Annotated in this window: 14 protein-coding genes; 5 read left to right on the top strand and 9 right to left on the bottom strand. The window is 49.6% G+C overall.

Annotated features, from left to right (window positions below; genetic code table 11):
- The first annotated feature begins 44 nt into the window (after positions 1–44).
- A complete protein-coding gene (locus G499_RS0117835) occupies positions 45–1,958 on the top strand; it encodes a RecQ family ATP-dependent DNA helicase (RefSeq protein ID WP_154658533.1) in 1,914 nt (637 codons plus the stop codon).
- A 2-nt stretch (positions 1,959–1,960) separates the two neighbouring features.
- Here G499_RS0117835 and G499_RS0117830 read toward each other — a convergent pair whose 3' ends face one another.
- The 5 genes from G499_RS0117830 to dusB all read right to left on the bottom strand — a co-directional run bounded on the left by G499_RS0117830 (position 1,961) and on the right by dusB (position 7,685).
- Positions 1,961–3,481: a GH3 auxin-responsive promoter family protein gene (locus G499_RS0117830; protein WP_027001059.1), complete on the bottom strand. Its 1,521-nt coding sequence runs from the start codon at positions 3,479–3,481 to the stop codon at positions 1,961–1,963.
- Positions 3,482–3,510: 29 nt separating this feature from the next.
- Complete coding sequence (lptB, locus tag G499_RS20695) at positions 3,511–4,323, bottom strand: LPS export ABC transporter ATP-binding protein (protein WP_051296379.1); 813 nt, start codon at positions 4,321–4,323, stop codon at positions 3,511–3,513.
- 60 nt (positions 4,324–4,383) lie between these two features.
- Positions 4,384–6,090 carry a single-stranded-DNA-specific exonuclease RecJ gene (recJ, locus tag G499_RS0117820; RefSeq protein WP_027001058.1) on the bottom strand — a complete coding sequence of 569 codons (1,707 nt, stop codon included), beginning with the start codon at positions 6,088–6,090 and terminating at the stop codon, positions 4,384–4,386.
- A gap of 72 nt (positions 6,091–6,162) precedes the next feature.
- A complete protein-coding gene (locus G499_RS0117815) occupies positions 6,163–6,627 on the bottom strand; it encodes a hypothetical protein (RefSeq protein WP_027001057.1) in 465 nt (154 codons plus the stop codon).
- Positions 6,628–6,692: 65 nt separating this feature from the next.
- On the bottom strand, positions 6,693–7,685 hold the full coding sequence (dusB, locus tag G499_RS0117810) for a tRNA dihydrouridine synthase DusB (protein ID WP_027001056.1): 993 nt from the start codon (positions 7,683–7,685) through the stop codon (positions 6,693–6,695).
- 215 nt (positions 7,686–7,900) lie between these two features.
- On the opposite strand from dusB, the gene G499_RS0117805 reads away from it, so the two are divergent.
- The 3 genes from G499_RS0117805 to gldJ all read left to right on the top strand — a co-directional run bounded on the left by G499_RS0117805 (position 7,901) and on the right by gldJ (position 14,182).
- A complete protein-coding gene (locus G499_RS0117805; protein ID WP_027001055.1) occupies positions 7,901–9,166 on the top strand; it encodes a DNA/RNA non-specific endonuclease in 1,266 nt (421 codons plus the stop codon).
- Between the two features lie 148 nt (positions 9,167–9,314).
- Positions 9,315–12,674, top strand: coding sequence for a transcription-repair coupling factor (gene mfd, locus G499_RS0117800; RefSeq protein ID WP_027001054.1), 3,360 nt, complete (start codon positions 9,315–9,317; stop codon positions 12,672–12,674).
- 140 nt (positions 12,675–12,814) lie between these two features.
- On the top strand, positions 12,815–14,182 hold the full coding sequence (gene gldJ, locus G499_RS20690) for a gliding motility lipoprotein GldJ (RefSeq protein WP_035727988.1): 1,368 nt from the start codon (positions 12,815–12,817) through the stop codon (positions 14,180–14,182).
- Between the two features lie 91 nt (positions 14,183–14,273).
- On the opposite strand, the gene G499_RS0117790 is transcribed toward gldJ, so the two are convergent.
- A complete protein-coding gene (locus G499_RS0117790) occupies positions 14,274–14,498 on the bottom strand; it encodes a KTSC domain-containing protein (RefSeq protein ID WP_027001053.1) in 225 nt (74 codons plus the stop codon).
- A gap of 231 nt (positions 14,499–14,729) precedes the next feature.
- Here G499_RS0117790 and uvrB point away from each other — a divergent pair, with 231 nt between their 5' ends.
- On the top strand, positions 14,730–16,751 hold the full coding sequence (uvrB, locus tag G499_RS0117785; protein WP_027001052.1) for an excinuclease ABC subunit UvrB: 2,022 nt from the start codon (positions 14,730–14,732) through the stop codon (positions 16,749–16,751).
- On the opposite strand, the gene G499_RS0117780 is transcribed toward uvrB, so the two are convergent.
- Genes G499_RS0117780 through G499_RS0117770 form a run of 3 tightly spaced genes read right to left on the bottom strand, consistent with a single transcriptional unit; the run spans position 16,748 to position 19,273 of the window.
- On the bottom strand, positions 16,748–17,770 hold the full coding sequence (locus G499_RS0117780) for a radical SAM/SPASM domain-containing protein (protein ID WP_027001051.1): 1,023 nt from the start codon (positions 17,768–17,770) through the stop codon (positions 16,748–16,750). The two genes, uvrB and G499_RS0117780, sit on opposite strands and share 4 nt — an antisense overlap.
- Positions 17,770–18,261: a D-glycero-beta-D-manno-heptose 1-phosphate adenylyltransferase gene (gene rfaE2 / locus G499_RS0117775; RefSeq protein WP_027001050.1), complete on the bottom strand. Its 492-nt coding sequence runs from the start codon at positions 18,259–18,261 to the stop codon at positions 17,770–17,772. Before rfaE2 ends, G499_RS0117780 begins: the two co-directional genes overlap by 1 nt.
- Entirely contained in the window at positions 18,245–19,273 is a 1,029-nt protein-coding gene (locus G499_RS0117770; RefSeq protein WP_027001049.1) for a lysylphosphatidylglycerol synthase transmembrane domain-containing protein, read from the bottom strand. The genes rfaE2 and G499_RS0117770 overlap by 17 nt, the downstream gene beginning before the upstream one ends.
- Positions 19,274–19,285: the final 12 nt, after the last annotated feature.

Here is a 19,285-nt window from a genome sequence, read left to right as displayed (position 1 = left end):
GGGTTGGCCAACAAGGTTTTACCTTGCCGCCTAAACCACGCAATATGATGATTCATCAATTACTCAAACAATATTGGGGTTATGACCAATTTCGCCCCCTTCAAGAAGACATCATCCGTGCGGTCTTGCAGGGGCACGATACCTTGGCCTTGCTCCCTACGGGTGGGGGCAAATCTATTTGCTTTCAGGTGCCGGCCTTAGCACTTGGCGGACTGTGTGTGGTGGTGTCGCCGCTGATAGCCCTGATGAAAGACCAAGTAGAGCAGCTCCAACAGCGGGGCATTGCGGCGGCGGCGCTCTACTCCGGGATGAGCGCGAAGGCCATCGACCTGACCCTAGAGCAGGCCGCTCAGGGGCAGCTGCAGTTTTTGTATCTCTCGCCCGAGCGCCTCCGGACGGAGTTGTTTCTGGCACGTGCCCCCCGGATGCCCATCAAGCTATTGGCCATCGATGAGGCACACTGTATCTCGCAGTGGGGCTATGACTTCCGCCCGCCCTACCTCCAAATAGCCGACTTCAGGGCTACCCTCCCTGCCGATACCCGTCTGATAGCCGTTACGGCTACTGCCACCGAACAAGTCAAACTGGATATTCAGGAAAAGCTGCGTTTCAAGCCTGATAGCCGCGTGTTTCAGAAGAGCTTTGCCCGCGCAAATCTGTCCTACAGTGCTTTTGAAGAAGAGAACAAAGAGACACGGATGCTCAAAATACTAAACAATGTTCGAGGGACAGCAGTGGTATATGTGCGCAACCGTAAGCGTACCCAGCAGATTGCCGAGTGGCTCAGCCGCCAAGGCATCAGCGCTGATTTTTATCACGCGGGGCTTAACCATACCCAACGCGCCCACAAACAGGACCGCTGGATTCGTAACCAGACCCGCGTAATGGTGGCTACCAATGCCTTCGGAATGGGCATCGACAAGCCCGATGTACGGGTAGTAGTGCACCTAGACCTGCCCGACTCCCTCGAAGCCTATTACCAAGAGGCCGGGCGTGGTGGTCGGGATGAGCAAAAAGCCTATGCTGTAGCGCTTTATGAGCAGAAGGATTTACAAGAGCTTGACCGTCAGCTGGCACAGAGCTATCCGCCTGCCGAACAGTTGCGAGCGGTATATCAGGCCTTGGCCAACCACTACCAACTGGCTGTAGGGGCTGAAAGTACGCAGAGTTTCAGCTTTGATGTGGCTGATTTTGCCAAACAGGCGCAGCTCAATGCCTCGATGGTTTATTACAGCCTCAAGGTGCTCCAAGACGAAGGCTTTATCCAGCTCAACGATGCTTTTTTCAGTCCCTCGCAGGTGATGCTGCTCTTGCCCCATCAAGATACGTATGAGTATCAGCTCAAGCAACCTACCTTCGAGCCGCTGCTTTCGGGCTTACTCCGCACTTATGGGGGAGTACTTTACCAACAGTTTTGCCGCATTTCGGAAGCCCAACTGGCCACACAGTTGCGTACCAAAACGGCGATTGTCGTACAACAACTGCAATATCTCCACCAACAAGGTATTTTGAGCTATGAGCAACAAAAAGACAGCCCACAGTTACAGTTTTTGACCATCCGCTATGCCGCCGACCGGCTGCCGCTCAACCACCAGCGTTTGGCCGAGCGCAAGGCCGTAGCACAAGAAAAAATAGCAGCAGTACAGCACTATATGCAGCACCGCCAGCGCTGCCGTACACAACTCTTGTTGGAGTATTTTGGGGAGGTTTCGTACCAGCCCTGCGAGATTTGTGACATTTGTCTGGCCAAGCGCAAGGCAGCCTCTGCCAGTGAAGATTACGGCCTCTATTCCCCACAAATTAAAGCTTTGTTGAGCGCCGAACCACTATCGGCACAAGTATTGGCGCAGCGCATCGATGCCGCTCGTCAGGAGCGGGTGATGGCCGTTGTGCGGCAAATGCTTGACGAAGGGCTTTTGCAGCTCAGCCCTTCCCAACAACTGATGTTGGCTACCTAGAGCTAATCCTGCCAATTGAGCTGGCTCAAGATTTCGTCTATATACTCACGGTTGTTCGACAGGCGCGGTACTTTATGTTGCCCACCCAGTTTGCCTCGACGGCGCAACCATTCGTAGAATGTTCCTGAGGGCACACTGTGTACAGTAGGCATCAACAAGGCCATATCTTGGTAGCGTTTGGCATCATAATCAGAGTTGACTTCACGCAGGGTTTTGTCAAGGATATGGGTAAATATTTCGAGGTCTTCCGGCTCGCGCTCAAACTCTATGACCCATTCGTGTCCGCCCTTGCTGCGGTCGCTCATATAGATGGGCGCAGCAGTGAAATTGCTGATAATCGCCCCGGTATGCTCACAAGCCTTGGCAATACCCACCTCTGCATTTTCGATAATCAGTTCTTCGCCAAAAGCATTGATAAAGTGCTTGGTACGTCCGGTGATTTTGATCCGGTAAGGGTTTTTGGAAGTAAATTTGACCGTATCCCCGATTTTGTAACGCCACAGCCCTGCATTGGTCGAGATCAACATGGCATAATTGACACCTAACTCTACTTCGCTGAGTGTAAGCGAGCTTGGATAAGGGCTATCCAACTCTTGTATGGGTACAAATTCATAAAAAGTCCCATAGTCCAGCATCAGCAACATATCGTCGCGGCTGAGGTCGTCTTGTAAGCCAAAAAAACCTTCGGAAGCATTGTAGGTTTCCATATAGCGCATATCGCTGTCTTGAATGAGCGAGTCGAAATACTGGCGGTAGGGATGGAAAGCCACCGCGCCGTGAATAAAGACCTCCAAGCCAGGCCATACTTCGCGGATATTTTTCTTGCCGGTGATTTCGAGCATACGCTCCAAGAGCACGATAGTCCAAGTAGGTACACCAAGGATGCTCGTTACATTTTGCTGCATCGTAACACGCACCATCGCTTCTATTTTTTCTTCCCATTTTTCAAGCGTTGCCACGCGTACAGGCGGGGTACGGATAAGCTGCGCCCACTGGGGTAGGTTTTGCATAATCACCCCCGACACATCGCCGTAGTAGGTTTTGGGGTTTTCGGGGTTTACTTGGAAAGTGCCACCAATAGAGAGCCCTTTACCCCAGAAGAATTTGGTTTTGGGGTTATTGTGGATATATAAAGCCAATACATCACGCCCACCACGGAAGTGGGAGGTTTCCATGGATTCCCGCGATACAGGGATGAACTTGCTGCGGGCATCGGTAGTACCCGATGATTTGGCAAACCAGCGCACCTGTGAAGGCCATAAGATATTTTTTTCGCCCATCATCATCCGCCGGATGTAGGGTTGAGTTTCCTCATAAGACATCACGGGGACTTGTGCTTGAAACTGCTCATAGTGTCGGATTTTCTCGTAACGGTGGCGTTTTCCCCATTCTGTATTGGCGGCAAGGGCTACGAGTTGTCGGCGGGTGCGCTCCTGTACTTCGTGAGGGTGGCGCATAAAATGCTCTATTTGGGTGAGGCGCTGCTTGAGCACCTTTTTGATGAGCGTATTGAGTAGTTTCATAGGCACAAAAAATGAGGGTGTCTGTTTGACTAGGTTTGGTGGGTAGTAGCGTTGATGGTCGTGGTTTCGGTGGTTTGCTTTTGGCGTATGAGCAAGTCTTCATCTTCTTTCCTAAACTTCCTATTGAGCGTATAGTTCTCCCCTAGGTAACCAGCCCTTACGGCAGGGTTCGCCACTAAATCTTCGGGGGAGCCATCGGCAAAGCGTTTACCCTCCGACATTACATAGGAGCGGTCTGTGATTGAGAGAATGGCATCGGCGTTGTGGTCAGTAATCAGAATGCCGATATTTTTGTGCTTGAGTTGGTAAACAATCCGCTGAATTTCTTCTACAGCCAAGGGATCTACCCCTGCAAAAGGCTCATCTAACAAGACAAAATAAGGATCAGTGGCCAGCGTCCGTGCGATTTCTGTCCGCCGGCGCTCCCCGCCAGAGAGCACCTTTCCGAGGTTTTTACGTACACGACCTAGGCTAAACTCATCGATGAGGGCATCGACTTTCATCTGTTGCTCCTTGCGGGTGAGCTTGGTCATTTGCAGCACAGCCTGTATGTTTTCTTCTACGGTGAGGGTTCGAAAAACAGAGGCCTCTTGAGCGAGGTAACCCAGCCCTAGACGGGCGCGTTTGTACATTGGTATATGGGTAATATCTTGGTTTTCTAAGAACACCTTACCAGAGTTGGGCTTGATTAAGCCCACACACATATAAAAAGTAGTTGTTTTGCCAGCTCCATTAGGGCCCAGCATCCCTACAATTTCCCCGCGCTCTACCTGTACAGATACTTGGTTGACGACGGTTTTGCCTTTGTATTTTTTGACGAGGTTTTCCGCTCTCAGAATCATAATTCCACTAAATAAAATGCTGCAACATATCCTTCAAACGTGGATGAAGGCGGCATTTGTTCAAAATTTAACATCTTTTAAGTACAATTGCAAGCTGGTGTTGCCTTGATAGGTGTTTTCTCCGATTTGGTAGCTGATGCTAAGGCGTTTGTGTTGTAGCACTTGCTCATAGTAATGTGCCATATCAAATCCGATGACATCGTAAGTAGCGCTACAGCCCTCTTGTTTGGCCATAAACTTGAGATGCCTCTCGTTGATGATTTTGGGGTAAAGGGCCATCACCTGAGTAGAGCAAAACACCGGGGTCATATTTTCGGGGCCAAAGGGAGCAAATTGTTGTAAGACCTGCCACCGTTTGAGCGTCAGAAAATCAAACTTCAACTCCAAATCTATTTCAAGCACCGGTTGGCGCATTTCGGCAGTGGTCAGTTCAGCCGTTACCCGTTCAAATCGTTCTCGAAAGGCCGGCAGGTTTTCGGGCAACAGGGTCATCCCGGCGGCGTGCCGATGTCCACCAAACTGTAACATCAGGTCGTGGCATTGGGAGAGCGCCTCGTAGAGGTCAAACCCCCTGATAGAACGCGCCGATCCGGTTAGCTTGCCTTCGTGCTCTGTCAGAATAACTGTAGGGCGGTAATAATGTTCAATACAGCGTGAGGCCACAATCCCGATGACCCCTTTGTGCCAATCAGGTTTGAACAAAACAGTGGCAGCCTTATCGACCTGTTCTTCGGCAATCATCGCCAGTGCTTCTTCTGTGATGCGTTGATCGAGTAGGCGGCGATCTTGGTTGTTTTGGTCAATTTGGGCAGCAAGCGCTTCTGCCTCTTCAGCCGTCTGGCTGACAAGTAATTGTACTGCCTTGCGGGCATGTTCGATACGTCCGGCGGCATTAATGCGGGGCGCTATACCAAAGACAAGATTTCGGATGTTGAGCGCCTGGGGGTTTTTGAAGCCCGCTACTTGGATGAGTGCCTGTAGGCCCGGTGTGGGTGTTTGGTTGATTTGGTTCAGGCCAAGGGTGGCCAATACTCGATTTTCGCCCGTAACCGGTACAATATCGGCGGCAATACTCAAGGCGCAAAGCCCTGCCCAAGGGTAGAGCTGCTCTAGTGGCCAACCCATTTTCAAACAAAGCCCCTGCAAGAGTTTAAACCCTACCCCACAGCCCGAAAGCTCCTTATAGGGGTAGTTACAGTCTTGGCGCTTAGGGTCTAACACCGCGCAGGCCTGTGGCAGGTCTGCGGCAGGCAAGTGGTGATCACAGATGATATAGTCCAAACCTAAGCCTTGGGCTTTCAGGATTAGCTCCACGGCCTTGATGCCACAGTCAAGCGCAATGATAAGGCTAAACCCCTCCTTGGCAGCCCATTCGATACTCTGCCACGAGATCCCATAGCCCTCGGCATAGCGGTCGGGCACATAATAAGCGATATGGTGTGTTTTTTGCCTCAAAAATCCATAGACCAAGGCCACAGCCGTAGTCCCGTCCACATCATAGTCTCCATAAATCAGGATTTTCTCCCCCTGAGCCAAGGCTCGCTCTAGGCGTTCTACGGCCACAGGCATATCTTTCATCAGCAGGGGGTCGTGTAGGTGTGTCCAATCAGGGCGAAAAAATGCCTTGGCCTCCTCAAATGTCTCGATGCCCCGCTGTACCAGCAAGGCCGCCAGCGGCTCACTAAGGTTGATGGCTTGGGCTAAAGCTTGTACTTTGGCAGGGTTAGGATTGGGTTTGTGTATCCAACGGAAATTCGTTTGAGACATAGATTAGAGGGCGCTTGTAAGGGCAGTAAGTTAGGTATTTTTTATGAAATATCGAAGCGTGATAGGGCTGCCTTAACCCAAACGTAGCATTCGGGCGCTGAGGTCAGCCTCAATGGCCGTTGCTAATGTTTTGTATAAGCGCTCTTCTTCTTCTTCTCTAAGTAGCGATTTATCCTTATTGCGGCGGTCATATAATGCTTCGGCAGTAGCAGCTACATTGCGGAAAGTAGGGGTTTTGGTTTTGATACGCACATCAGAAAGCGAAGTACTGTTGATATGGCCGATGAGCGCCTCCACTTGTGGTTTGAGCACCCGAAGCAACTGCGCCTTGGTGGTTTCCAAATCAAGCTCCAAATTGTTGTTGTCCAAAATATGCCGATTTATAGCCTGCTCCGCCAAGCTGCTGTATTGTTGCTCCAAGTTTAGAATGGTGCGGGCGGCACGCCTTCCTGCCGAGGCAGAAAGTTGAGCACCAAAAAAAGCCAAGACGGCAATCAGCCCGCCAAGACCCAAAACAACGACAAAGATAAAGCTCATAAGAAAGTAGTTTGATAGTTTTTGATAATGTGTTGAGTAGTCCGGCGGTCAGCCCTTGCAAATATTTAAGAAACAGGCGCAACTTGATAATACTGGGCAATATTTCCCAAAATATCTAGTGTAGTGGCATAGTCCGGTGCTTCGACCAACTGTGTACGGAAAGGTTTGAAATCGTCCAATCCTTTGAAGTAGTTGGTATAATGCCTACGCATCTCGAAGATACCCCGTTTTTCGCCCTTCCACTCCACCGAAAAATCGAGGTGTGCACGACAGGTATCCACCCGTTCTTGCAAAGTAGGAGGCGGCAGCAGCTCGCCGGTGGCCATATAGTGTTTGATTTCGCGGAATATCCAAGGGTAGCCAATAGCAGCGCGGCCAATCATTACGCCATCGACTCCATATGTTTGTTTGTAGGTCAAGGCCTTTTGGGGCGAGTCGATATCTCCATTGCCAAAAATAGGAATATGGATATCGGGATGGTTTTTGACCTCGGCGATGTAGCTCCAGTCTGCCTCCCCTTTGTACATCTGTTGGCGAGTGCGCCCGTGGATGGTCAGTGCTTGGATGCCAACATCTTGAAGGCGCTTGGCTACTTCCAGTATTTTGATGGTACTCGCATCCCAACCAAGGCGAGTTTTGACCGTTACGGGCAGCGACACCTGCTTGACAATCTCGGCAGTCATAGCCTGCATCTTGGGCAGGTCGAGTAGTATGCCGGCTCCAGCTCCTTTACACGCCACTTTTTTGACAGGGCAGCCGTAGTTGATATCCAAAACCTCGGGCTGTGCCTCTTCGGCAATGGCTGCCGCTTGGCGCATAGACTCGATATTTTCCCCGAATATTTGGATGCCGATAGGGCGCTCGTAGTCATATATATCCAGTTTTTCGCGGCTTTTGGCAGCATCTCGGATAAGCCCTTCAGCAGCGATAAACTCTGTGTACATCATATCTGCCCCGTGTTGTTTACATACCGCTCGAAAAGGAGGGTCGCTCACATCTTCCATAGGAGCTAAGAGTAACGGAAACTCTCCTAGCTCGACACTTCCAATCTTTACCATTTGATATCAGATGATTTTTTGAAGAAAAACGGCTTTTTCAACTGTACCGCCTAACAAAACACAAAATTAGGCATTTTGTCTGAAAGCAAGGGGATTGTCGTTTATTTTAGATTGACGAGTGACGAATCCATCAATCCCAAGAATCAGGCAATCACCTGATAGCACCTACTGTTGAGAATGTGTATCTTTGTAGCAGAACAAACCACTGTAATACAATGCGATACCTTTGCCTTTGGGGTTTGGCTTCTATCTGGCTTTTGGGGTTTGTCCCAACAGCTTGGAGCCAAGACCTCAACCAACAATTGGCGCTGGCCTTGTTAGAAGAGGCCCAACTCCAACAACAGATGGCTGACAAGGCCGAAGAAATTGAAAAACTCAAGTTAGCCCAAATCATCCAAGACCTCAAAGCCATCGGCCTCCCCAAAGGCCCTTACAATGATGACTTTGTGGCCGAACACGCTGCGATGATATTGGCCTATGCTGAGGAGTATGAACAAGCCCGGTGGGTGATGCATATGCTCACCCCTGATGTAAGTACTGGCAATATTAGTCGTACAAATGACTTCCGCCCCGACCCGCTCATCCCCACTGGCTCGGCAGTACAGGAGGATTATTTTTTGGTCGAAACACTCCCCGATGGCAAACTCCAATACGATGGGTTTGGCTTCGACCGAGGGCATCTCGCCCCCTCTGCTGACTTCCGCTGGTCGCAATTGGCACTATCCGAAAGCTATTTTTACTCCAATATGTCGCCTCAGCGCCCACGCTTCAACCGCGAGAGTTGGGCTGCGCTCGAGGATCTCTTTAGGGCTTATGTAGACCGCCACAGCGACACCAAACTGTATGTCGTTACCCTACCTATCCTACACGAAGGCCTGCCAGTGGTCGACCGTAGTGTCAACAAAGTAGCTATTCCAGCGTATTACGCCAAGCTCGCTCTTGACCTTACCCACCAGCGCGGTATCGCCTTCGTGATGCCCAACCGTTATTGTGATGAGCCGCTTTATACCTTTGCCATTTCGATAGACAGCCTCGAAAAGCTTACCGGGCTAGACTTTTTCCCCAACCTTGAGTCCGGCCTTCAGGCCAAACTCGAAGCAATGAGTGACCCCAAGCCTTGGCTGCCCGATGCCCAACAACAAGACGTGCGTCCGGTATCGGTAGAGCTATTGCCCCGAGGGTATTTCAATACTTTGCAAGCCAAAAACCATGTAGGCACTGGCAAGAGTATAACTATCTGCGGAACGGTAGTCAGCACCAAACTATCGGGCAAAGGAAACGTGTTTTTAAACCTCGACAGGGCTTTCCCCAACCAAATCTTTACAGTCTCCATCTTTGCCGACAAGGTCATCAACTTCCCCTATGCCCCCCACGAGTACCTTAAAGGCAAGCAGATATGCGTCACTGGGAAAATCACGGACTTTCAGGGCACGGCCTCTATGGCCATCGACAATGCCAAAGCTATTCAGTTTTTTGACTAAGCCCCCTCTCTGTTAGTGCTGCTGGGGAAATGTTTTGGGGAAGAAGCCCTACCAATCCCCCGAACATTTCCCTAGCTATCAGGGTTTGTTGTATATTTGCACAACCAAGCACTTGCTTGGCTCTGAGAAGGCACCTGCGTAGATATCTATGAAACGAACCGATTTCCTGCTACATTACCAACAAGACACCCTCCTCCAGACACTGGCGGCGCAAATACATCAGCCCCAACCTGCTAAAATACACCTCAAAGGGCTTGTTGGGAGTTTGGATGCACTAGTGGCAGCCGCACTTTATCGCCAGCATCAGGCCACGCATCTTTTCATTATGCACGACAAGGAGGAGGCAGCCTATTTTGCCGGAGATTTGCAAAATTTGCTAGGTTCGGATGAAGTAGTGCAGATTTTCCCGACTTCTTACAAGCGTCCATACCAATACGAGGAAATCGAAAACGCCAATGTCTTACAACGGGCTGAGGTACTCAACCGCATCAACCAAAGTGCCGAAGGTTTGCTGGTGGTAACGTATCCGGAGGCGCTTTCGGAGCGGGTTATCAACCGAAAATCCTTGCTGCAGCATACTTTCTCGCTCAGTCAGGGGGAGAAAATAGACCTGCAGTTTTTGACCGAAATTCTGGCCTCCTATGATTTTGAGCGCACAGACTTTGTAACCGAGCCAGGGCAGTATGCCGTGCGGGGAGGGATTGTGGACGTGTTTTCGTTTGCCAATGACTGGCCTTACCGGGTTGATTTTTTTGGCAATGAGGTGGAAAGTCTCCGTATTTTTGATCCTGTTACACAGCTGTCTACGCAGACGCTCGACAAAATTGCCATCATTCCCAACGTACAGACCAAGCTCATCGAGGAACAGCGGGAATCGTTTTTTGAGTTTATCCCCAAACAAACCAAGGTTTGGTATAAAGACCGCACCCACTTACTTGATACCCTTGCGCAGTCGTTTCAGAAGGTCGAGGAGTCCTTTATGCAGATTATGGACGCAAGCAACAACACGCAAGTGGTGAGTAGCCCCGAAACACTGTTTTTGACCCGTACCGAGGCCGAAACCCAACTGAAACGGTTTACGACCGTGGCTTTTGGCAAGCGCTTCAATACCAAGGCTGACTATACTTTCGAGTACCAAGCCTCGCCACAGCCTTCATTTAACAAAAACTTTGAACTGCTGGCCGACAACCTGCTCGATAACCAAACCAAGCAGTATCAAAATTTCATTGCCACTGATTCGGCCAAACAAACCGAACGACTACAGACCATCTTCGACGAAATCAACCCGCAGGTGCAGTTCCAATCCCTACACTGTGGCTTGCGTGAGGGCTTTATCGATCATCAGGTGCAATGGGTCTGCTATACTGACCACCAAATTTTTGAGCGCTACTACCGCTACCGCCAAAAAGAGCGCTATTCCAAATCCAAGGCCATCACCATCAAAGAATTGAAGGCACTCAAGCCCGGCGATTTTGTAACCCATATCGACTACGGTATCGGGCGTTTTGCCGGAATGGAGATGCAGGAAATCAATGGCCGACCACAGGAGGTCATCAGGCTGGTGTATCGAGATGATGACTTGCTCTATGTCAATATCCACTCCCTTCACAAAATCACCAAATACAGTGGCAAAGAGGGTAGCTCACCCGTGATTAGCAAACTTGGCTCTGGCGAATGGGAAAATAAAAAGCGAAAGGTCAAGAAACACGTCCAAGACATTGCCAAAGACCTGATAGCCCTCTATGCCAAACGCAAGGCTGCTCCCGGTTTTGCTTTTAGCCAAGATAGTTTTTTACAGGCCGAGTTGGAGTCTTCTTTTTTGTATGAAGATACACCTGACCAAGCCAAGACCACTGCCGATGTCAAACAAGATATGGAACAACCATACCCTATGGACAGGCTGGTGTGTGGTGATGTAGGCTTTGGCAAAACAGAAATAGCCATTAGGGCGGCCTTCAAAGCCGTTTGCGACAACAAGCAAGTGGCCGTGCTTGTGCCCACCACGGTACTGGCAATGCAACATTACCGCACCTTCACAGAGCGCCTCAAAACCCTACCCTGTAAGGTCGAATATATCAACCGCTTTCGCTCCGCTGCGCAAATACGTGAAACCCTCAAACGTGTGGCCGAGGGCGAAACCCAAATCCTTATCGGTACTCACCGGATAGCCAATAAGGATGTGAAATTTAAGGACTTGGGCCTGCTCATCATCGACGAGGAGCAGAAGTTTGGCGTAAAAACCAAGGAAAAAATCAAGGAAATGCGCATCCATATCGATGTGCTGACCCTAACGGCTACCCCCATTCCGCGTACTTTGCAATTTTCGCTCTTGGGTGCACGCGACCTGTCCATCATCGCCACCCCACCACCTAACCGCCAACCCGTAACCACGGAGGTACATACGTTTAGCGAAGAGCTAGTGCGCGATGCTATCAGTTATGAAATCCGACGGGGTGGGCAGGTATACTTCGTACACAACCGTGTGGCCGATATTGACAGCATCGCCAATCTCATCCTCAGGCTAGTGCCCGAAGCCCGCATAGGGGTAGTACACGGACAAATGGAAGGCGCTACAATCGAAAAACGGATGATGCGCTTTATCGAAGGAGACTATGATGTGCTGGTTTCAACCAATATCATCGAGTCGGGCTTGGACATCCCCAATGCCAACACCATACTCATCAATAGCGCGCATACCTTTGGCCTTTCTGATTTACACCAAATGCGCGGGCGTGTGGGGCGTTCTAATCGCAAAGCCTTTTGCTATCTCATTACCCCGCCCAGCGCTACCCTTGCCGCCGACTCGCGCAAGCGCTTAGGGGCGTTGGAAGAGTTTTCGGACTTGGGCGACGGTTTCAAAATCTCGATGCGCGACCTCGACATCCGAGGAGCCGGAAACCTGCTCGGAGCCGAGCAGAGCGGTTTTATATCAGATGTAGGTTTTGAGATGTACCACAAAATATTAGATGAGGCCCTACAAGAGCTGAAAGAAACCGACTTCCGAGAGCTGTTTATGCACGAACTCCAAGCCGCCAAAAATGGCCTCTCCACCAATCACCGTGATTGTAACATCGAAACAGACCTCTCCTTGCTCATCCCAGACGAATATGTCAAAAATATTTCTGAAAGGCTCAGCCTTTATAATCAATTAGACAACATTCAGGACGAATCTTCGTTACAAGCATTCAAGAAAGGGTTGATAGACCGCTTCGGCAACCCACCCTCCGAAGTGGCAGACCTCATCGATACGGTGCGGCTACGTTGGTTGGCAGCCCATATTGGATTTGAAAAATTAACCCTCAAAAACCAAACAATACGCGGTTATTTTGTGGACAAAGACACTTACTTTACCTCCGACCGCTTCGGCAAGGTCATCCGATTTGTACAAGCCAACCCCAAACGGGTACGCCTCAAGGAAGTCAACCAAAAACCGATGCTCATCATCCCCGAAATTCAAACCATTCAAGAGGCACGAGATATACTATCAGACATTCAGGCTACGTTATAAGCCTGAGTTAGAAAATAATGCCCTAAAATGACAATAAAAATATCACTCCGAATCATTTGGCATAATTCGTGTTTTTAGTATGTTTGAAAACCAATCCACTGCATCATAACAGAAGTTTTAATAAAGTAACATTTACAGGTATGAATAAGAATAGGCGATTTGTCAAAAACCTATGTTTGCTCGCCCTTAGCGCATTTTTGCTCACCTCTTGTTTTGGTAAAAAGAATAAAGGTTTCCAAAACAGCAAGAACGTCAGCAACAAAGGCCAACGCAGTATGGTTACCGGCGTAAAGTATAATGATGACTCCGAGGGAGCCATCAGCTTTGTCGTAGCCGACTATCAAGGCCAACCCGATGCCCCTAACTTGGTCTTCATCGAAGGTGGCCGTATGATTATGGGTTCTGCTGAGGAGGATATCACCAACGCACACGACAACATCGAGCGTACAGTGAGTATCCAGTCTTTCTTTATGGACCAAACCGAAATTGCCAATATCCACTGGTTGGAATATATGGCTTTTTATTTGAGCGGCGAAAACGATGACCGTATTCCGCCGTTGTACCAAGAAATTGGCGCAGACGTGTTCAAGTCGCAAATTATCTATCCTGATACAACCGTTTGGGCTTCTGAGCTGGCCTTCAACGACTCTTATGTAGCCAACTACTTGCGCTACCCAGGCTTCCGCTTTTTCCCTGTTGTAGGGGTATCTTGGGTACAAGCCCGTGACTTCTGCTACTGGCGTACAATGGTTGTAAACCTCAACCTAACCAAAGAAGCAAAGAAAAAAGGAAAAGTAAGCGCTGTTGAATCACTGCCCGACGACGAAGCCGCATCTCTCGAATCAGGCATCGTAGTTCCCGATTACCGCCTCCCAACTGAAGCCGAATGGGAATATGCCTCTAAAGCGCTCGTAGGTACGCAATACAACGACGAAAACCAATCTAATGGACGTGTATACCCTTGGGACGGCCACGCCGTACGTAACCCTTACGACACCAAGCAGTATCCGATGGGCTTTATGTTGGCCAACTTCAAGCGCGGACGTGGTGACTATGCCGGTATTGCCGGAAAGCTCAATGACGGTTCGCTCATCACCGAGTACATCTTTGCTTACCCCCCTAACGATTACGGCCTCTACAACATGGGCGGCAACGTAAGCGAATGGGTAGAAGACGTATACCGACCCAACTCTCTCCGTGATGTCAACGACCTCAACCCTGTGCGTCGCCAAAAACTACTCGACTCTAAGCTAGGCTCTGATACCACACAAACCGTATTCCGTGATGGCAAAGAGCCCTACAACCCAGACAATACTTCCAACTCTTTGGTAGACGACAACTCTCGTGTATACAAAGGAGGTTCTTGGAGAGACGTAGCCTACTGGATGTCGCCCGGTACACGCCGCTTTGCCGACAAAAACGCTAAACGTGATTATATCGGTTTCCGATGCGCGATGATTATGGCTGGCGAGCGCGAAGGTGAAAAACGCCGCTCTCAAAAGAAATAAGACAAGCCTATTTTTTGCACACAACTTCTGTGAATCTCAAAACCCCTCCAAAAGAGGGGTTTTGAAGTTTAAAGCTCTGGCTCTACCTCGCCTAGTCCCGCACCTTGCGGTAGGTATAGTAAGGCCGGATATACTCATTGAAATATACCCCAGGAGACTTGGCTTGGCGCAAAGCCTTGACCACCGGAGCCGGTACACGGCTATACTCGTAGATACCGCCATGGCTGAAAATGATTTCTAACACCTCGCAAAAGGCATCATAACTAACTGATACAATGCCGCTCGAATTGGCAGCTGCTCTGCTGAATTGACCCATTGTTTTTGCTTTTAGTTAATAAGTAAAAATACAAAAAATCATATTCATAACCAAAGCAAAAAGACGTATTTTTATACTAAAAAACAAAGCTAATAGCCTTATATACAGTTGTTTATGATTGTTTTTTAAGTACATAAAATCGCACTCTAATATTCAAAAAACATTATTTTTGTGCTCTCAAACAAAAGCCGTATCTTCGTTGTTCGGAGATAATACCAAAAGTATAACGCAATGTTTGAACTCGTTTCAGATTATCAACCTACTGGTGATCAGCCCGCCGCCATCCGCCAATTGGTCGAAGGCCTACGCAAAGGAGAACGCGCCCAGACCTTATTAGGTGTAACAGGCTCGGGCAAGACCTTTACCGTCGCCAACGTAATAACCCAAATCAACCGACCGACCTTAGTGCTGAGCCATAACAAAACCCTAGCAGCACAGCTCTACGGAGAGTTTAAACAGTTTTTCCCCAACAATGCGATAGAGTATTTTATCTCATACTACGACTACTACCAACCGGAGGCATATTTGCCCACCACAGGGACATATATTGAGAAGGCGCTGGCTATTAATGATGAAATCGAAAAGTTGCGCCTTAGCGCCACATCTTCCTTGCTTTCGGGGCGAAGCGATGTACTGGTGGTTGCCTCAGTTTCTTGTATCTATGGTATTGGCAACCCCGAAGAATTTGGCAAAAACGTGCTGCGTCTAGCCGTAGGGGATCTCATCAACCGACAGCAGCTTTTGTATGCCTTGGTCAACATCCTTTATAGCCGTACTGAGGGAGATTTTATGCGGGGTAATTTTAGAGTCAAAGGCGATACCGTAGATATTTTTGTAGCCTATGATGATTTTGCCTACCGCATTTATTTTTTTGGTGATGAAGTAGAAGCCATCCACCGCATCAACCCCAGCAACAATCAAAAGTTGGCCGAAGAGCAAGCCATTGCCATTTTCCCAGCCAACCTCTTCGTAACAGGGCAAGAGACCCTCCACACGGCAATGAACGAAATTAGAGACGACCTCGTCAAGCAGATTCAATTTTTTGAGCAAGAGCGTAAGCGCGAAGAAGCCGAGCGCATCAAAGAACGTACAGAGTTTGATTTAGAGATGATGCAAGAGCTAGGCTACTGCTCCGGTATCGAAAACTACTCCCGTTATTTTGACCGCCGCAAGCCCGGCACACGCCCTTTTTGTTTGTTTGATTACTTCCCCGACGACTTCCTGCTTGTCATCGATGAAAGTCACGTAACCATCCCACAAATACGGGGGATGTATGGCGGCGACCGCTCCCGCAAGATTTCCTTGGTAGAACACGGCTTCCGACTACCCTCGGCACTCGATAACCGCCCGCTGAATTTTGAGGAATTTGAACGCTTAGTCAACCAAGTAATTTTTGTCAGTGCTACTCCGGGCGACTACGAGCTGCAAGCCTCTGAAGGGGTGATTGTAGAACAACTCATCCGCCCTACGGGCGTGATAGACCCCGAAATATCGGTGCGCCCCAGTGTCAATCAGATTGATGACCTACTCGAAGAAGTCAGCCGTACCCTCGAAGACGAAGGCCGTGTGCTGATTACCACCCTCACCAAACGTATGGCTGAGGAGCTGAGCAAGTACCTCACCAAGCTCGATATTCGCTGTCAGTACATCCACTCCGACATCAAGCCCTTGGAACGGGTAGAAATCCTGCGCGAGCTGCGGCTTGGTATCATTGATGTACTCGTAGGTGTAAACCTCTTGCGCGAAGGCCTAGACCTGCCCGAGGTGAGCTTGGTTGCTATTATGGATGCAGACAAAGAGGGATTCTTGCGCAATGAGCGTTCGCTCATTCAGACCATTGGCCGCGCTGCCCGTAATGAAAAAGGCCGCGTTATCCTCTATGCCGATAAGATTACGGACTCGATGCGCCGCGCCATGGACGAAACCGAGCGCCGCCGAAAAGTACAGCACGAGTACAATGTCTTGCACAATATCACCCCTTACACACCCAAAAAATCAAAAGAAGCCATTATGGGGCAAACACTTGTGGCCGACCGCAAGGCAAGCCCCCAATCCTACGAAATGGAAGGTTATAGTGCTGCTCTGGCTGCCGACCCTGTAACTTCGTATATGAACAAGACGGAGCTGGAACAACTCGTTAAAAACACCCAGAAAGCGATGGAGCGAGCTGCCAAAGACCTTGACTTTATCGAAGCCGCACACCTGCGCGATGAGTTGGCCAAATACAAAGAGCTGCTCAAAAACAAAGCCTAAGCCCAGACCTTACTACCCTCGGTGCAGTTTTGGCAGATATCGATTTGTGAGCGGTTGCTCAGAATTAGTTGCCGGAAATGGTTGTAAGCCTCTCCTTGCCACAAGCTTCGGAAACTTTCTTGAGGGAGCTTGCCAAGGCTATGCTGCGCGTCTTTGTCAAAACAACAAGGCACTACACGCCCATCCCAAGTAATGACACAGCTGCTCCACATTCGCCAGCAATGATCATCAAGGGCGTTTTTGAGGGCATATTGCCCATTGCCCAGCGGGCGATAACGTGAGTAGCGTGTATTGGTAGGAATGAGGGGAGAGCCTTGGGCATAGTCATAAATCTGTGCTGTTTTGAACACGATTCCATCTACGCCTAGCTTTCTTGCCATTTGGCGCGCCTCTTCGATTTGATGTTCGTTGGGGCGTACCACCAAAAACTGCCATACCACCAAGGGAGAGGCGCTGCGCAGTCGTCGTTTGGCTTCGATGATTTGCCGAGTACCTTCCAGTACTTTGTCAATCTGCCCCCCTACACGATACTGGGCATACGTTTCTTGTGTAGTACCATCGAGCGAAATGATGAGCTTGTCTAGCCCGGAGCGCACCACAGCCTCTGCCATTTCGGAGTTGAGGTAATGCCCATTGGTAGAAGTAGAGGTGAAAATGCCTCGTTGGGCAGCTTCTCCTACCTGCTCCAAGAAACTAGGGTTGAGAAAAGGCTCCCCCTGAAAATAAAAGTTGAGATACAGCAAATACTCGTCCAGCTCATCGAGCACAGCCTTGAGAATCTGCTTTTGGAGCATTCCGGTGGGGCGGGTAAAGCTCCTTAGGCCGCTGATACACTCTGGGCAGCGCAGGTTACAAGCAGTGGTAGGCTCTATTGAAAGGCTTAGGGGCAAACCTTGGTGCAGGGACTTACCCAACTTGCGCGAGTGCTCATAACTACGGCGCAGTCGATAGGCGTTGTAAAGCTTCCGAACGCTAGATTTGCGGGCGATGCACCACGCTTCGCGCAGGGCTAACGGCATCATACACGGTAAGCGTCTCTGATTTTGTCGATGATTAAGCTGGTCGAAAAGCCATCCACAAGGTCGATAGTCAGTACCTGCCCTCCATTGGCCAAGACCTCTGCCGCGCCAACGATATTGTCTACACTATAATCACTCCCTTTGACCAAGATATCAGGCTGTAGTGTTTGGATAAGTGTCAGAGGGGTATCTTCCTCAAACAACACCACTGCATCAACAAAAGCCAAGGCGGCTATCAGTCGGGCGCGGGCGTGCTCGGGCACTACTGGGCGCTTGGGGCCTTTGAGCCTTGCTACAGAGGCATCCGTATTGAGCCCTACTACGAGTCGCTGCCCCAGTTCGCGGGCTTTTTCGAGATAATCAATATGGCCTAAATGCAGAATGTCGAAACACCCATTGGTAAAAACCACCTGCTCGCCTTGGCTTTGCCACTGGGCAAGCAACGGACGCAGCGCGGATGGGCTGGGATAAATTTTAATTTTTGTCGGCATACGTGGGTTTGGGCTGTGGGTGATTTTGTAAAAATAGGGCAGAAATCAACAAAGTGCAACCTCCGGCCACCATCACAACCACTGTCTGGATGGTATGCATAAAGGTGGCCATCACAATGGCCTCTTGCCCGCTCAGTCCAGTGTTCTCAAATGCCCAACTGACGAGCATGTGGTATGCACCGATGCCTCCTTGTACGGGAGCCGCCATTCCGATGGCTCCTGCCACAAAGCTGACATACGCCACCCAAAGCGACAAGCCGGAAGTATGCTCAAAACAAAAGAAGAGCACATAGGCCATCCCCAAGTACAAGCCCCAAATACTGAGCGAATAAAGCACAAAAAGTGCTTTATTGGGGACTTGACGGATGCTTTGCAGCCCTTTGAAGACCTCCTGTAGCCATTGCTCTACGCGCACATAAAACTGCCAGGCCTGAAGACGTTTGCGCATATGCAGCCATAGCCAAAAAGCGAGGCCTAAGCTTAACAATGCTAATGGAAACAGCAACAACGCACTGCTGGACAAGCCCAAGGCCTGAAGCTTGGGCTGAAGTACCTGCTCAATAATGCCCCAAAAACGGCTGAACTCTACCAAAAACAAGCTGCCAATCATTGCTCCTAGGATGAGTACATCAATCAAGCGCTCTAAGATGAGTGTTCCCAGACTGACAGTAACGGGTACTTTGGCGCTGCGCATCAATACCGCACAGCGGTATACTTCGCCCCCTCTGGGAATAACCAAATTGACCACATAGCTACCCATCACTGCTGTAAAAACTTGCCCTAGGCTAGGGTGATAACCCAAGGGAGAGAGCAACATTTTCCATCGTAGGCTTCTGATAAGATGACTGAGTACGCCCATCGCTGCCGATACCAAAATCCACGCGTAGTTGGCTTCTACAAAGCTTGCCAATACCGAGCGATAATCAATTTGTCGCAGGGCATAGTACATCAAAAATACAGCAAGCCCTAAAGAGAGCAAATACCGCAAAACTGTCGAAAGGTAGCGATGCATAAACAGTGTTGG

Origin of the sequence: Eisenibacter elegans DSM 3317 (assembly GCF_000430505.1) — a bacterium.
In the GTDB taxonomy this organism is placed as follows: Bacteria; Bacteroidota; Bacteroidia; order Cytophagales; family Microscillaceae; genus Eisenibacter; species Eisenibacter elegans.
This window is presented reverse-complemented; position numbering and strand designations above follow the sequence as displayed.